At 61.9% G+C, this 15,754-nt stretch carries 13 protein-coding genes; 5 read left to right on the forward strand and 8 right to left on the reverse strand.

Going from position 1 to position 15,754, the window contains the following annotated elements; genetic code table 11:
* The 3 genes from BEN48_RS03075 to BEN48_RS03085 all read right to left on the reverse strand — a co-directional run.
* Positions 1-839 (reverse strand): YDG domain-containing protein (locus tag BEN48_RS03075; protein WP_206599806.1); only part of this gene is annotated, 839 nt, incomplete at its 3' end.
* Positions 840-2,475: 1,636 nt separating this feature from the next.
* Positions 2,476-3,855, reverse strand: a complete 1,380-nt coding sequence (locus BEN48_RS03080) for an NAD(P)/FAD-dependent oxidoreductase (RefSeq protein WP_070732834.1) — start codon at positions 3,853-3,855, stop codon at positions 2,476-2,478.
* A gap of 182 nt (positions 3,856-4,037) precedes the next feature.
* Entirely contained in the window at positions 4,038-4,733 is a 696-nt protein-coding gene (locus tag BEN48_RS03085) for a carboxypeptidase-like regulatory domain-containing protein (RefSeq protein WP_070732835.1), read from the reverse strand.
* A gap of 100 nt (positions 4,734-4,833) precedes the next feature.
* Between BEN48_RS03085 and BEN48_RS03090 the strand changes: the two genes are divergently transcribed.
* From BEN48_RS03090 to BEN48_RS03105, 4 genes are all read left to right on the forward strand, one after another.
* Positions 4,834-5,223 carry an ArsR/SmtB family transcription factor gene (locus tag BEN48_RS03090; RefSeq protein ID WP_070732837.1) on the forward strand — a complete coding sequence of 130 codons (390 nt, stop codon included), beginning with the start codon at positions 4,834-4,836 and terminating at the stop codon, positions 5,221-5,223.
* Positions 5,224-5,260: 37 nt separating this feature from the next.
* Positions 5,261-5,578, forward strand: coding sequence for a (2Fe-2S) ferredoxin domain-containing protein (locus BEN48_RS03095; protein WP_070732839.1), 318 nt, complete (start codon positions 5,261-5,263; stop codon positions 5,576-5,578).
* A 114-nt stretch (positions 5,579-5,692) separates the two neighbouring features.
* On the forward strand, positions 5,693-6,892 hold the full coding sequence (locus BEN48_RS03100; protein WP_070732841.1) for a BamA/TamA family outer membrane protein: 1,200 nt from the start codon (positions 5,693-5,695) through the stop codon (positions 6,890-6,892).
* Between the two features lie 293 nt (positions 6,893-7,185).
* Positions 7,186-8,448, forward strand: coding sequence for a glycosyltransferase (locus BEN48_RS03105; RefSeq protein WP_070732844.1), 1,263 nt, complete (start codon positions 7,186-7,188; stop codon positions 8,446-8,448).
* A gap of 265 nt (positions 8,449-8,713) precedes the next feature.
* Here the strand turns inward: BEN48_RS03105 and BEN48_RS03110 are convergent, their stop codons facing one another.
* The 5 genes from BEN48_RS03110 to BEN48_RS18385 all read right to left on the reverse strand — a co-directional run bounded on the left by BEN48_RS03110 (position 8,714) and on the right by BEN48_RS18385 (position 13,909).
* Positions 8,714-11,170, reverse strand: coding sequence for a S9 family peptidase (locus BEN48_RS03110; RefSeq protein ID WP_070732846.1), 2,457 nt, complete (start codon positions 11,168-11,170; stop codon positions 8,714-8,716).
* Between the two features lie 149 nt (positions 11,171-11,319).
* Complete coding sequence (locus tag BEN48_RS03115) at positions 11,320-11,916, reverse strand: class I SAM-dependent DNA methyltransferase (protein WP_070732847.1); 597 nt, start codon at positions 11,914-11,916, stop codon at positions 11,320-11,322.
* Positions 11,913-12,671: a PIG-L deacetylase family protein gene (locus BEN48_RS03120; protein ID WP_070732849.1), complete on the reverse strand. Its 759-nt coding sequence runs from the start codon at positions 12,669-12,671 to the stop codon at positions 11,913-11,915. The genes BEN48_RS03115 and BEN48_RS03120 overlap by 4 nt, the downstream gene beginning before the upstream one ends.
* Before the next feature lie 21 nt (positions 12,672-12,692).
* Positions 12,693-13,241 carry an acyl-CoA dehydrogenase family protein gene (locus BEN48_RS18380; RefSeq protein WP_094122918.1) on the reverse strand — a complete coding sequence of 183 codons (549 nt, stop codon included), beginning with the start codon at positions 13,239-13,241 and terminating at the stop codon, positions 12,693-12,695.
* Complete coding sequence (locus BEN48_RS18385; protein WP_094122919.1) at positions 13,208-13,909, reverse strand: acyl-CoA dehydrogenase family protein; 702 nt, start codon at positions 13,907-13,909, stop codon at positions 13,208-13,210. The genes BEN48_RS18380 and BEN48_RS18385 overlap by 34 nt, the downstream gene beginning before the upstream one ends.
* A gap of 186 nt (positions 13,910-14,095) precedes the next feature.
* Between BEN48_RS18385 and purH the strand changes: the two genes are divergently transcribed.
* A complete protein-coding gene (gene purH, locus BEN48_RS03130) occupies positions 14,096-15,631 on the forward strand; it encodes a bifunctional phosphoribosylaminoimidazolecarboxamide formyltransferase/IMP cyclohydrolase (protein ID WP_070732851.1) in 1,536 nt (511 codons plus the stop codon).
* Positions 15,632-15,754 lie beyond the last annotated feature (123 nt).

Genomic DNA, 15,754 nt, shown 5'->3' on the forward strand with positions numbered 1-15,754 from the left:
GCCGTGATGTAGGAGGCCGCGTTGGTGGCCGAGGCGTTAACGTTGGCCAGCGAGTAGTTGCCGGCGTCCACGTTGGTGGTGGCGTTCGGGGCGTTGATGGCCACCGTGGCCGTCACCGTCTTGCCCGTGCCCACGCGCTTGGTGTCAAACGTGCCATTGCTGGCGCTAACCTCGACTTTGTCGTTGGCGACGAGCCCGCTGGTGGCCGCGTCCAGGAAGGCCGAGGGCGAAGCCACCGTGCGGGTGCCGTCGTACTCTTTGTTGGCCGGGTTCAAGGCGATGGTCAGGGCCTTGGCCGTGATGCTGGCCGTGGTCGTGGCGCTCGTGTTGGCTGTGTAGTTGCCGGCATCCGCGCCGGCCTTGGCCACGTCGGCGGTCACGGTGCGCGACCCCACGTTCTTGGAGCTGTACACGCCGTTGCTGGCCGAAACCGTCACGTCGTCACCGGTCACCAGGCCGCTGGTCGTGGCCAGGATGGCCGTGGCGCCGGCGGCGGTCGTGTTGCCGTCGTATTGCTTGCCCGCGTCGGTCAGGGCGATGGTCAGGGCCTTGGCCGTGATGTTGGCCGTCAGGCCCGTGGGCTGGGTCAGGGCGTAGTTGGTGGAGGACAGGCCCAGGCCGGTCACGGTCACGGCCAGGCCGTCGGCCACGTTCTTGCTGGCGAAGGCGGCCGCGGGCACCGACGGGGTGGCCGTTGCGGTCGAGGTCAGCGTCACGCTCTCGCCCGATACCACGCCGGTGAGCGTGGCCGAAGCCGTATTGAGCGAAGCGGCCAGGCCGCCGTCGTAGGCTTTGTTCTGGGCGGTTACCCCGGCCACGGTCACGGCCTTGGCTATCACAGTCAGTGCTGCATTTCCATTAGAAGTTGCAGTACCACAGGTATTGGTAACTACACAACGGTACTTGTAGCCATTGCTGGACACAGGAGGCTTGGTCAAAGTTAATGATGCAGTAGTCGCAGTCGAATAGATGCCTCCGTTGGAGACGCTGTTCCATGACGAGCCCCCATCAGTACTAACCTGCCACAGGTAGCTCAATGTACCTGTCCCGGATGCCGCAACAGTAAAAGATGCGTTGGTGCCATAATTGCCCGATTGATTCGCCGGCTGGCCGTTAACTATGGGTGCTGTACAGGATGGTGCGCTTACAGTTATAGTAGGACTTGTAGTAAGAGTTGAAAAAGTATAGGTTGTCGTTGGGTTAGTTTTTGTGTTTGGGCCCTGCTTAGAACTGGTGGTAAAAGTATTAGCACCTGTCGTCGAAGGTACTGTCACTCCAGTATAAGTAAATGCAAAACTGCCTCCGTTACTGATAGAGAAATCGATAAATATACCATTGGAGCCAGTCGAACTACTAACGGTAGCGGCAGCACCATTCAGGGTGGTTATCTGTATGTAACCTGCTCCTGGCGAAACGCTAGGAATTGTCCATCCACTTGGGACTTCTACTTTGACTTGTGACGAAGGGAGGAATGTATTACCGTTCGGAATCGAAAAGTTAAACGTAAATGATTGTCCACTGCTACCCGCAACAACATTGTTGTTTGGCGACACAGTCATTAAACCATCACCACTATTTGCGTTCCCATCTGTAAAATCAGTCTGCGCTGTAAGCCCTGAAGTCAGACCCGTCGCTAGAAGTGTGAAGGACTCGCCTAAGTGAATTTGCTGAATAACAAACTGATTATTGTAAATATGCCCATTCACATCAGCAGTGGCATATAACACGGTATTACCATGGGAAACGGTAGAGTGGTCAATATCAAGCTTGACCTGCTCGTCTGCCTTCCACCCATCGCCTTCTATAATCACCACATCACCCGGCCGATAGTCCGGCTTATCGGTGTAAACAGTTGCCGCACTTGTGGCGGTAGTGCCTGTTTGAGCATATGCAGTTCCCAGAGAACTGAACAAGCTGACGAGTACCAACAGCAGGACCCCGTAGGCCCTGAAGTGCGTTACCCGCTTTGCAAAAAGTAAAATCTCTTTCATACGGTGGGTGTTGAAAAAAGGTTTAGATAAAAAGCATTGAGTTTTAGAAGAGAAAAAAACGGGTGTCCCAAATGGTACGGAGGAGCTTGACTGGAGATAATATAATCTCTCTAAAATTATAGATTACAAAGATATATTAAACAATGCAGCAAAAAATTTTAATTTTTCCGCTTATTAAAAAATTATTAAAAAACATGACAAATTCTGTAAATCTGTAAAATATTCTTTGTAAACTACTATATAGGTAAAACAGCAAGGCCCGATGCGTACAAGCGCATCGGGCCTTTGAGAGGTGGGTGAACAAGGCGGCTTCAGAGGGTAGCTACGTACTGATGCAGAAGCAGGCGTACTGAATTTAGGCCGTCATACGGAGCTTGTCGAAGCATCGCTACCGCAGCAGTAATCTGATTACCAATGAAGTAGAGATGCTTCGACAAGCTTAGCATGACCGCCATTTCTGCTGCGGTTGCATCTGCGCCACTACTTAGGAAGCTGCCGGCGTCTGAATAGCGGGCGGCGTGGGGTTGTACTCGGGCGTAGCGGTGCGGTGCTCGGCGCTTTTCTTGCCCTTGTCGTCCTTCACGTCGCGGCGGCTGAAGGGACGGATGATGAGGCGCAGGGCCTGGTCGGAGCTGAAGTAGCTGAAGGCCCAGTCCACGAAGGCCACCACCTTGTTGCGGAAGCCTACCAGCGTCATCAGGTGCACAAACAGCCAGGTGGCCCACCCAAAGATGCCGTTGAAATGCACGTTGCCGGGCAGGTCCACCACGGCTTTGTTGCGGCTCACAATGGCCATGGAGCCCTTGTTTTTGTACGCAAAGTCCTTGGGGGTTTCGCCGCGCAACAGGCGCAGCAGGTTCTCGGCCAGGTGTTCGGCTTGCTGCTGGGCCACGGGCGCCAGCATGGGCAGGCCGCGGGGCATGTCGTCGGTCACCATGTTGGCCACGTCGCCGATGGCGAAGATGTGGGCCTGGCCCTCCACCTGGTTCCAGCGGTTCACGGTGATGCGCTTGTTGCGGGCCACCACCTCCGGGGGCAGGCCGGGCACTTCGGCGCCGTTCACGCCAGCAGCCCACACCAGGTTTTCGGTGGGGATAAACTTGGTTTCGGAGTAATAGGCCCGGTTATCCTCGAATTTCTTGATGGACGTGTTGAGCTTCACCAGCACGCCCAGCTCGTCCAGGTAGCGCTTGGCATCGGCCTGCGAAGCCTTCGACATGGGTCCCAGCAGCTCGGCCCCGGCCTCAACCAGGAAAATCTGCATGGCCCGCAGGTCGAGCTCCGGGTAGTCTTTGGGCAGCACGTGCTTGCGCATCTCGGCCAGCGAGCCGCTGATTTCTACGCCGGTGGGGCCGCCGCCCACCACCACAATGTTCATCAGGGCCTGCTTTTCGGCGGGGTCGTCGGTGAGCAGGGCTTTCTCGAAATTCTGGAAAATGAAGCTCCGCAGGTTCAGCGCATTCGGAATGCTCTTTATCTGCATGGCGTTGCGCTCGATGCTTTCCAGGCCGAAGAAATTGGTGAGCGAGCCGGTGGCCAGCACCAGGTAGTCGTAGCGAATGCTGCCCACGCTGGTGCGCAGGGTGTTGGTGGCCGGGTCCACCTGCTCCACGTCGGCCATGCGGTAGAAGAAGTTCTTCTGGCCCGCAAAAATCTTGCGAATGGGGTAGGCTATGCTGTCGGCCTCCAGTGCGCCAGTGGCCACCTGGTAGAGCAGGGGCTGGAAATTGTGGTAGTTGTTGCGGTCTACCACCACCACCTGCACCGGGGCATGGCGCAGGGATTTGGCCAGGCGCAAGCCCCCAAAGCCGCAGCCGATGATGACCACGCGCGGGAGCGACGAAACGGGAAGGTTGGTATCCATAAAGAAAAGCGTGAGTTAACCCTTGCTTTACCCGGAAAGCCCTGTAGATGTTGCCGCAGCGAATACTGCCGTGCTATCTGACGTCCGCATTTGACCGTTTAGGTTTTTATCGAACAAGTGCAGGTCAGGCGTGATAAGGTCCTTCGCAGGCTCAGGATGACAGACGCTGACGGCCGATGCCCTTAATAGTCGTAGTCGTCGTTGTCCTTCTTCTTGAACTCGCCCTTTTTCACCTGCTGAATGAGCTGCAGCCAGCTGAAGGGGTTGAGCAGCGGGTTGTTGGAATAGCGCGACGGGCCCATGCCCTGGCGGGCGTTGTAGTCGTACTGCTGCCGGTCCATGGTCTGGCGGAAGTTGGCCACCGCGCCCATGGGCTGGGTGTTGAAAATGCGGCGCATGAGCTGCTCGTTGAGGTTGGCCGCCGCGGCGCTGCCGCGCTCGGTGGGTAGCTGCAGCGCCAGAAACGCCCGCTTGAAGTCACGCTCGGTGGTGTAAGGGAACACGCGCACCTCCCCCAGCATGGTGGCGTCTTCCTGCATCTGGATGATAACGGAGTAGCTCTGGCGCTGGAAATCGGCCGGAATCTGGATGGTCTGGTTGGTGTAGCCCAGCGAGCGAATCACCACGCTGTCGCCAGCCAGCACGGCCATGGAGAAGTAGCCGTAGGCGTTGGACGACGTGCCGCGCCCGGCCTTGGGCACGTAGATGGTGGCGCCGGGCACGCCCAGCAGGCTGTCGCCGCTGGCCACAATGCCGGTGAACTGAATCACCCTGCGGTTGCCCTGGGCCTGCGCCGAGGGCGCCGTCAGCAGCAGCACGCCCAGCAGGGCCACGGCAAAAAACAAAGAGAAGCGACGAAAGCGCAAGAAATCAGGCATATTCAGAGGGGGTAGTACAAATATACGGTACCGGGTTCGGGGCCGATGGTAACTTTGGGCGGAAAGCACCCGGCGGTTCCGCCTACTTTCCATATAGCAGATGCGTTTGAAACATTTCACGGTTGCTTTTGGCCAGCAACTTTTTAAATCCCTGGGCGATGAAAGCCGGGTGCGCATCCTGCATTTGCTGTGGCGCAACCGCGAAATGGTGGTGGCCGACCTGGAGCAGGTGCTGGATTTCACCCAGACCAAAACCAGTAGGCAATTATCGTACTTAAAAAACGCCGGCCTGGTGAGCGTGCGCCGGCTCGACAACTGGATGTACTACGCCCTAAAGCCAGAGGCGGTGGAATTGCTGCAGGAGTTGCTTGGCTTTATGGAAAAAGACCCGCAACTGCTTCGCGACCAGCAACTGTACCAAACGCTGTGGTCGAACCGCGAGCTGGCTGCGTATAAGCTGCAAAACCGGCACTGGCACGGGCCGGCGTGAGCCCGGCCGGCCGGGCCCAGCAACTTTTAGCATTGGTATGAGCAAGGACCGCCGCCTGTTTGTGTGCGTGAAACAAAAATCGGAAGTGGGGGAAGACGTGGCCCGCGCCCTGAAAAAAGAGCTGAAGCAGCAGGGCCTGAAAAGCCAGGTAATAGCCGGGGAAAAATGGCGCACGCAGGTGCAGACCTGCAACTGCCTGGACCTGTGCAAGCAGTGCAAAAAAGGCCCCGGCGCCGCGCTCATCGTGTATCCCGAAGGCACCGTGTATGGCAACGTGCGCCCCGCCGACGCCGCCGAGCTGGTAGCCGAGCACCTGGGCCGCGGCCACGTAGTGAAGCGCCTGCACCTGGACTAGCCCAGGGCCAAGTTCCCAAAAGACAAGGCTTCCGGAGCAATTGCCGCGCTGCTTGCCAACCGAAAGCAGGCGGAATCCGTTGTTAGCTCAATCAAAAGATTTTACCCCCTTCACATGCGCTTCCCCTTCGCAGCCCTCGCCCTGGCAGGGCTGGCTTTTACTGCCGCCGCTCAATCCGTAGCCCCGCCCGATACGGCCACTGTAGCGGCCGCTGCCCCCAGCACCCCTGCTGCCGACGTCAAGCCCAAGCGCATCACCATTCTGCCCATTCCCGTGCTTTTCTTCCAGGCCGAAACCGGCCTGGGCTACGGCCTGGGCGGCTTGCTGAGCGGCCGCTTCTCCGACGACACCCTCACGCGGCCTTCCAACATCCGGGTGCAGTACTGGCAGACCCAGAAGAAGCAGTCGCTCATTCAGCTGGTGCACACGGTGTACACGCCCGGTGAGAAATTCTACCTCAACGGCGAAATCAGCGCCTACGACATCCTGCTCTACTACTACGGCACGGGGCCGCGCAGCAGCAGCAACGACGAGTCGGAGACGGCCTACAAACTCTTCATCGTCAACCAGCGCCTGCAGAAGCAGGTGGCCCCCAAGCTGTTCTTTGGCGCCCAGTACCGCTTCACCGGTATGCGCGACATCGAGATTCCGGCCGGCACGGTAGACGCCGTGGGCACCAACGTAAACGTGTTGCTGCGCGACCCCCGCGTGACGCCCCGCCAGCGCGAAGACACGCGCGTATCGGGCCTGGGCCCGGTTATTAGCTACGACACCCGCGACGTGCCACTGGCGGCTTTCCGGGGCAATTTGCTCGATGCGAGCGTGATGTTCAACGGCTCCGGCCTGGGCTCCGACTACCGCTTTGTGCGCTACCAGCTCGATGCCCGCCACTTTCAGCCGGTGTTTTCGGAGCGCACCATTCTGGCCATGCAGTTCCTGGGGCAGTTCCACACCGGCGATGTGCCCTTTCGGGAGCTGGCCGGCGTGGGCGCCAACCTGGGCGGCACGCTCTACAACAACGCCAACCTGATGCGCGGCATCTACGAGCAGCGTTTCCGCGACCGCCAGATGGTGACCTTCCAGGCCGAGCTGCGCCAGAAGCTGTTCTGGCGCTTCGACGGCGCCGTGTTTGGCAGCGTGGGCAACGTGAGCAACTACATCGACAAGTTCAGCCTCAACCAAACCAAGTACGCCGGCGGCGCCGGCATCCGCTTCAACTTCGTGCGGCGCGACCGGCTCAACCTGCGGCTTGACTACGCGGGCGGCACCGGCAGCAAGCCCGGCATTCTCTTCGCCATCGGCGAAGCATTCTAAGCCTACTGCACCAGCAGCCATTACACACAAAAGGCTCCTCTGATATCTCAGGGGAGCCTTTTTGCGTGTAAGTAATCATATTGATATGGAACGTCATGCCGAGCCTGACGCCGTTTCTTGCCACGGATGCATTTACACGACTACTTGAGATATTTTGAGGCAACCCGAATTTCTCAAATGGGTTGGGCATCAGAATAAAAGCTGATTGCCACGGTTGAGGATAAGCCTGGAAAAGTGGCCTCAGGGTACCCGTGCCACTATCTTTCTAATCGGGCCGACCGTACACGGCTCCGATGAACCACGCTGCGCCTGCCCGCTTTATCGGCTCTCACGAAGCTACTGCTTCTACCCCGTCTCCATCAGCCTGCCTTTCGCCTGCGGCCCCGCGCCGGGGGCGCGATGCGGCGCGGGTGCACCGGCAGCTGCCGCCGCCCCGCGCCGAGCTGCGAGCGAGCGTCATCATCCCGGCCAAAGACGAGGCCCTCAACCTGCCGGCCACCCTGGCCGCCCTGGCTTCCCAAACCGATGCCCACGGCCAGCCGCTGCCCGCCGGCTGCTTCGAGGTGATTGTGCTGGCCAATAACTGCACCGATGCCACGGCCGCCGTGGTGCGCCAGCATGCGCGGCTTTTCCCGCAGCTGGTGCTGCACGTAGCCGAGTTGTGCCTCCCGCCGGCCAGGGCCCACGTGGGCCGGGCCCGCCGCCTGCTCATGGACGAGGCCTGCGCGCGCCTGGAGCAGGTGGGCGCGCCCGACGCCATCATCGCCAGCACCGATGCCGACACCTGCGTGGCTCCCACCTGGCTGGCCGCCATTCAGGCCGAAATAGCGGCCGGGGCCGATGCCGTGGGCGGCCGTATCCACAGTGAGATAAGCGGGGAGGAGCTGCTGCCCCTGCGTCGCCTGCAGACCCGCGACACTGCCTACCGCCTGCTGTGCGCCCGGCTCGAAAGCCTGATTGACCCCAGCCCGGCCGACCCGTGGCCGCGCCATTACCAGCACTTCGGTGCCAGCCTGGCCCTCACCACCCGCGCCTACCGCCGGGTAGGCGGCCTGCCCGAGGTTCGTTTTCTGGAAGATGAAGCCTTGTGCCAGGCCCTGCGCCGCCACGATTTGCGAGTGCGCCACAGCCCGTACGTGCAGGTGCTCACTTCGGCGCGCCGGGAGGGGCGGGTAGAAGTGGGCCTGTCGTGGCAGCTGCGCGAGTGGCTGAACATGAGCCAACACTACCGCGAGCCGCACGTGGAATGCCCCCACCAACTGGCCGCCCTGTGGCAGGTGCGGCGCCAATTGCGGGCGTACTGGGGCCGCCGGGCCATGCAGTGCAACCAGGCATTAGCCACGCGCCTGGGACTGGCGGCCTCAGCGCTGCAAGCCCAGGTACAGCAAGCAACCAGCTTTGGCGAACTGTGGGAGAATGTAGCAGCCACCGCTCCGGGCACTACCGTGGCGCTCGTGCCGCTGTCGCGGGCGTTGCGGGAGCTGCCACTGCTCATCAAGCCGGCGCAGGCTACCCGCCGGGCCGCGTCAGTACCACAGCTGCTGGCGCATTTTTAAGTTGTCAGGCAAAGGCAACCGCAGCAAAAAAGGCGGTCATGCTGAGCCTGCCGAAGCATCTCTACCGCTTCGTTGGTCATCCTGAGCGTAGCGGAGGACCTTATCATGTTTGAGCGACTACGTTCCTAGGTTAAGTACTCGTGCAGAGGTAAGCGTACTGAATTTAGAACGTCATGCTTCGGCTGCGCGGACGCCAGGTGAGCATGACGTTCTTTTTTCGTTTGGTTACTTCTGCACGGGTACCCAAGCCCCATTGCAGCGGTGCTTATTTTTCCGTTTTCAAGCCCGAAGGTGGCATGCCACCAGGGTTCAGGTTGGTTTCAAATAGCTTGAGGATGCGCTTGTACTCGTCGGTCCAGGAGCTGGGCTCTACGAAGCCGTGGTCTTCTACGGGGTACACGGCCAGCTCCCAGTTCTCCTTTTTCAGCTCGATGAGCCGCTGCGTGAGGCGCACAATGTCCTGGAAGTGCACGTTGGTATCCACCATGCCGTGGCACATGAGCAGCGCGCCTTTCAGCCCGGCCGCGTAGTTGATGGGGGAGGAGCGGGCGTAGGCGATGCTGTCCTGGTAGGGTTCGTTCAGGATGTTGTCGGTGTAGCCGTGGTTGTAGTGCGCCCAGTCGGTTACCGAGCGCAGGGCGGCCCCGGCCTTGAATACTTCCGGCTGGGTAAACATGGCCATGAGCGTGATGAAGCCGCCGTAGCTGCCGCCGTAAATGCCGATGCGCTGCGGGCTAACGCCGTATTTCTCGGCCAGCAGCTTGGCGCCGTCCACGTGGTCGGACAGGTCTTTGCCGCCCATGTAGCGGTAGATGCCCGTGCGCACGTCGCGGCCGTAGCCGGCCGAGCCCCGGTAGTCGATGTCGAGTACCGTGTATCCCTTGTCTACCAGCAGGTTGTGGAACATGTACTCGCGGGAATAGCTGCTCCACCACTTGTGCGCGTTTTGCAGGTAGCCCGCGCCGTGCACAAAAATCACGGCCGGGCCCTGGGCCTGCGGCGTGGCCGGCCGGTACAGCCGCGCGTACACGTCGGCCCCGTCCTGGGCTTTTATGGTAATAATCTCCGGGTCGCGCCAGGGGTAGCTCTCAAACTCGGCGGTGGTGGAGCGGGTGAGCTGGCGCATGGCCGCGCCGGTCTTGTTGGGCATCACGTACAGCTCCCAGGGCTTGTTGGCATAGCTGTAGCGCACGGCCAGGGTCTTCTCGTCGGGCGAGAGCGTGACTTCGCTGGCGCCGGGCTTGGTGGTGATTTGGGTGAGGGCGCCGCCTTCTACCGGCATCCGGAAAAACTGCTGCTCGCCGGGGTTGGTCTTGTTGGTGCTGAGGTACCAGGTTTTCTTGTCCTGGCTGAGCTGGGCCTGCTGCACCTCAAACTTGCCGCTGGTGAGGGCCTTTTTCTGGCCCGTGGTCACGTCCACGGTGTAAAGGTGGGAGTAGCCCGACTCCTCGCTCTGGAACCACACCCGGCGGTTGTCGGCCAGCCAGCCCACGTTGCCCGCGCCGTTGCCAATACCGGGCCCGCTAATCCAGGCCTCGTCGCGCTGCCGGTCCAGCAGGCTGATTTTCTGGGTGGCGGGGTCCAGCGACACCAGCCACCGGTCCTTGTTGTCGGCGGCGCGCATCACCAGAAATGCCCGCTGGCCATTGTCCGACCACACCGGGCGGAAGGGAGTTATCCGGCGGGTTTCGGTGGGCTTCTTTTCTTTCTTGGCCTTGGTGCTGTCGGCTGGTTGCGGGGCTTTGGCCTGCAACTGGTATTCCTTGCGGTAGGCCGGCAGTTCATCCAGTCCTTTTAGCTCCTTATAGCCCAGCACAAACGTGGTATCGCGCCCAATGTCGTAGATGCCCATTTCGTAGGCCGTCTGGGTGGCACCCACTTTGGTGCGGGTCGAAATATCTTCTGTAAAGCCCGAAGCCGTGACGAAGCTGGGCACAATGGCCACCTTCTGCTTGTCGGGCGCCGCCTGAATGGAGTAGGTCACAAACCGGCCGTCGGGGCTGAGCTGCAAGTTTTCTATCGTTTTAGCGCCCAGGTAAATGGCTTTGGGCCGCAGCTGGGCCAACGCCTTTTGCTGCTTTTCGCGGGCCTTCACGTCCTGGTCGCGCTGCCGAATCACTTCAAACAACGCCATTTGCCCGGCTTTGAGGGACTTCTCGGCCGGGCTGAGGTCGGTGCCCGCCGGCCGGGGGCCACGCCGGAAGTCGGTGCGCTGGGTGGTTTCGCCGGTGGCGGGGTCCCAGGTAAAGAGGTTGCCGCCGCGGGTGTAGCTCACCACGCGGTCGAGCAGCGCAAAATCGGCCTCGGTTTCGCGTTCGGCAGTGTTGGTCACGCGCCGGGCGCGTTGGGTTTTTAGGTCCAGCAGGTAGATGTCGCCGTCTTTCTCATACACCTTGCGGGCGCGGCGCTGGTCGTACTGCCCGCGGCTGGCGGGCAGGGCACGCTGTTCGCGCAGGCTAATTTTCTGCGGCTTACCGCCATCCGGCGCCACGCTGTAGAGCGAGTCGCGCCGCGCCTTTTCGGGGTTCCAGCTAAAGTAGATGCGCTTGCCATCCTCGCCCCAATACACGTTCGATGGCGAGGCACCCATCCATTGCGCCGGCTCGCGCATGATTTTTTCAACGGTGAGCGGGGCCAGCGTGGAGTTTCCGGCGGTGGGAACCTGGGCCTGCACGGCCACCGGCAAGGCCAGGGGCAACGCGGCGAGAAGAAGAAAACGCATAGAAAAGCAGGGGCTAAGTAAGGCTGCCCACAAGTGCGCAACACGGTGGCAACGGCCACGCCCGCAACGCCAGGCTCACCAATGGAGCAAAGCTACCCACCAGCTGTGGTTATTCTTTGATGGATTGTACTCCCTCAATTCAATGCCTGCTAGCGTTTTTCCAGCAGGTCGAGGCGGTAGGTTTCGTGGCGCTGCCCGGCCAGGTGGCGCAACGGGCCACCGTCCCCGGCTTTGGCGAGAAAAAGCGCGTGCACATCGTCGCCCGTCAGGGGGTAGTCGTGCACCGGGGGCGTCCAATGCACCAGCAGGAGCTGGCCGCCCGGCAGCAGCCGGCCGATGAGGCGGTCGGCGGCCAGCGCCAAATCGGCTGCTGACCAGTAGTAGCCCACTTCCGATACCAGAATCAGGTCGAACTGCTTTTCCGGGAGCTCCTCGGGTACCTGCATGCGCTGCACCGCCACGTGCGGCAGGCCCGCGCAGCGCTGCCGGGCTTGCGCCAGGGCGGCCTCGCTCACGTCCACGGCCAGCAGGTGGCCGCAGCGCCTGGCCAGCTGCTCCGTGAGCACCCCTAGCGAGCAGCCAATCTCAAACGCCTCTGGGTAGTGCGGGCGCGGCAGCGCCGCCAGGGTGGCCGTATATTTTTCTCGCTCGTAGGGGCGGCTTTCAAAACCCCACGGGTCGCGGTTGGCTTGGTACACCTGGTCGAAATACTCCGGCGGCAAGGTGTTGGGCTGGTTTTCATTCATACTGAAAGGGCTTCAAAAAAGACTTCGTACGGACCACTAAAATGCGCCAGCATCTCCTCTGAGAGCAGAAAGCCGGCCGGGTCGTCCGTAAACACCCCCGGCGCCACCTGCGAACGGTGCGCCGTAATGGCCCGCTGCTTCTGCACCACCACCGCCCCGATATCCAGCCGAAACCCGGTCACGTTATCAGCGTCCGTAGGCAAGTCGTCCGGGGCGGCGCGCTCCCAGGCCCACACCACGTATTCGAGGCGGCGCGGGGCTGCCGCCATGCCGGCCAGGGCTGCCTGCACCAGCCGGCTGGTAGCGCGGTGGTCGGGGTGCGGGTCGCGTCGCCACGAAACCACCACCGTAGCCGCCTGCTGGCGCTCCAGGAACTCGCGCAGCTGAGCTACCGCCGCCACGAAGCCAGGCTCCTCCGGTGAACCAGGTACCTGGCCGTCGGGCAGTCCCAGCAAAAGCGGCTCCTGCACATCAGCCCCCAGAATAGTCAGGGCGTGCCGGAATTCCGCCTCCCGAACTGCCCGGCGGGCCGGGCCGGAGAACAGCTCGGAAGCGGGGTGCGACATGCTGCCATCGCTCACCAACACCGCCGCTACGGGCGTGCCCGTCTGGTGCAGCAGGGCCAGCAGCCCGCCGCAGCCCAGGGCTTCATCATCAGGGTGCGGGGCAATGACTACGGTAGCGCCCAGGCTGGCTACAAAGCCAGCTTCTCTAATAGGGTAAGCGGAAAATGGTAGGGCGGTTTCAGACGACATCGGCAGCTGGATTCTCGGAAGTTAGGCTTCGAAATTCTTGCCATCGAGCACAAACCGACCAACATCGGCCAGGGCGCCATCGGGGGCGGGCTGGCGCAGGTAGTGCGTCAGGTCGCGGTGCAGGCGCTCGAAGGGCAGGGGCTGCAGCAGGCCGCGGGCGCCCACGCACCGCTCTGCTCGCTGCAGCATGTCGAGGCTAATGGTTTCGATGGCCGTGCGCGTCATGTTGGCGTAAGCCACGGTGGCTTCGGCCCCTTCTTCGGTGGCGGCTCCCGGGCGGGCGGCGTGGTTGGCCGCGCCATGCAGCCACTGACGGCCGCTTTCCAGGGCAATGGCCATTTCGCCCAGCCGCTGGCGCTGGTAGGGGTCGTCGGTGCGGCCCAGGCCGCGCAGGAAGCTCCGGGTTTCCTCAAATACGGCTTCGGCCCCGCCCAGCTGCACGGCGGCAAACCGAATGGCACCGCCGCTGAACCCGGGCTGCCGGTAGTAAGCATTGGGTGGTCCAATCAGGTCCTCGGGTCCCAGCTCCAGCCCGGTCAGGTCGGCCCGGAAACTGGCCGACGCCCGCATGCCCAGCGGCCGCCAAAACGAAGAGTCCAGCACCGGCGGCTGGGCATCGGCCGGCAGCACAAACAGTTGCCAGCCCTGCCCATCGGGTAGGCGCCCGTGATGAGGGGCCGGGCCACGTGGCCCGCACCGGAGGCAAAGGTTTTGGCGCCGCGCAGGCGGTAGCGGCCATTGGCCAGCGGCTCCAGGTGCACGCCTTCGATTGGGATTTCGGTGTTCCAGACGCCAAATAACCGCCCGGCGCGGGCATCGGCCGCGTAGCTCGCCACCTGCGCCGCGGTGCCCAGCTGCTGAATGAGTTGCAGGGCGTTAAAATGACCTTCGAAAACCCGGCCCACGGCCAGGTTGCCGCGCCCGATGTGCTGCAATACTTTTAGGAGTGAATGCGTAGCGGTTGGCTTGTGTAGCTCGGCCCCGCCCAGGCTGGTGGGCAGCCCGGCCGTGAGCAGGCCCGCCGCGCGCAGCCAGTCAAATTCCTGGGTCGGAAACGCGCCCACTACATCGGTTTCGCCGGCCTGCGCAAAGAGCCGGGGCGCCAGCCGGGCCGCCGCCGCTTCGGCTTGCGCGGGGCTGGCCAGCGGCCGGGGAAAGTCTGGCGTAATCACCGACTCAGCCAGCTCAACGGTTGTTTGGGGTTCTGCATTGACAGGAAGTAGAAAGGCGGCCGACATACACTCAGGAAACAGGCGGAAAGGAATACGCTATACTGAAAAATAGCCCTCAGTGTTCCGCAATGGCCCAATTGCCAGCGGTGCGAGTGCGAAGTCACAATTCCGTACTGGTTGGGCTAGGTCCCCGGCGGGGTGGGCCCGTACCTTTGCGGCGGCAATGGTGCCCTGCTTACTCGCCCCCTTTTTATGTCGTCACGTCCTATTCGCGCTGCGTTGCTTTCCGTGTATCACAAAGACCGGCTGGCGCCCCTGGTGCAGGTGCTGCGGCAGCACGGCGTCACGCTGTATTCTACCGGTGGCACCCAGAAATTCCTGGAAGACGAAGGCGCCGAAGTAACCGCCGTGGAAGACCTGACCAGCTTTCCCGAGGTATTTGGCGGCCGCGTGAAAACCCTCCACCCGAAAGTATTCGGCGGCATCCTGCACCGCCGGCACGACGAAGCCGACCTCGCCCAGGCCGAGCAGCACGGCATTCCGCCTATCGACCTGGTGGTGGTAGACCTGTACCCCTTCGAAGAAACCGTAGCCAGCGGTGCCGACGAAGCCGATGTCATCGAGAAAATCGACATCGGCGGCATTTCGCTGCTGCGCGCCGCCGCCAAGAACTACCGCGACGTGCTCGTCGTCAGCAGCCGCGACCAGTACGAGGCCGTGGCCGAGCTGCTGACCGCCAAAAATGGCGCCACCGACCTCGAAGACCGCCGCCACTATGCCGCCGCCGCCTTCGCCACCACCTCGCATTACGACACCGAGATTTTCGGTTACCTCGCCCAGGATACCGCCGTGGCCGGCACGGCCCTGCGCGTGAGTGCCCAGCCCGCCACGCCCCTGCGCTACGGCGAGAACCCCCACCAGGCCGGCACATTCTACGGCGACCTCACCGCGCTGTTTGACCAGTTGCACGGCAAGCAACTCAGCTACAACAACCTGGTAGACGTGGACGCCGCTGTGGCCCTGATGGCCGAATTTGCCGAAGGCCAGCCCGCCTGCGCCATCCTCAAGCACACCAACGCCTGCGGCGTGGCCCAGGCCGCCACCCTGCGCGACGCCTACGTGAACGCCCTCAGCTGCGACCCAACCTCGGCATTCGGCGGCGTCATCATCATGAACCGGGAAGTGGACGCCGCCACGGCGGCCGAGCTTAACCAGCTGTTTTTTGAGGTGCTGATTGCGCCCAGCTTCGCAGCTGATGCCCTGCCGGTGCTGCAAAGCAAGAAAAACCGCATTCTGCTCCTGCAAAAGCCGGTAGCATTCGCCCCGAAGCAGGTCAAAACCCTCCTCAACGGCTTCATCGAGCAGGATGCCGACCGCCAGAGCGAAGGCCCTGCCGATTTCCGCACCGTTACGCAGTCGGCCCCTACTGATGAGGAAACGACGGCCCTGGAGTTTGCCGGCAAAATCTGCAAGCACACCAAAAGCAACACCATCGTGCTGGCCCGCGCCGGCCAGCTGCTGGCTTCGGGCGTGGGCCAGACGTCCCGCGTCGATGCCCTGCGCCAGGCCATTGAGAAGGCCCGCGCCTTCGGCTTCGACCTGCACGGCGCCGTGATGGCCTCCGACGCCTTTTTTCCCTTCCCCGACTGCGTGGAAATTGCCGCCGCCGCCGGCATCCGCGCCGTGGTGCAGCCCGGCGGCTCTATTAAGGATGCCGACAGCATCCGCGCCTGCGACGAGCTGGGCATGGCCATGGTGCTCACCGGCGTGCGCCACTTCAAGCACTAGGCAGAACAGCGAACTCCCCTCCTTTTTTAAGGAGGGGATGCCGGCGCAAAGCGCTGGCTGGGGTGGTTGCACTCGTTGAACGATGGCTGAACAAGCCAGGTGATAATTGTTCGGGTGTCGTTC

Source organism: Hymenobacter glacialis, assembly GCF_001816165.1.
In the GTDB taxonomy this organism is placed as follows: Bacteria; Bacteroidota; Bacteroidia; order Cytophagales; family Hymenobacteraceae; genus Hymenobacter; species Hymenobacter glacialis.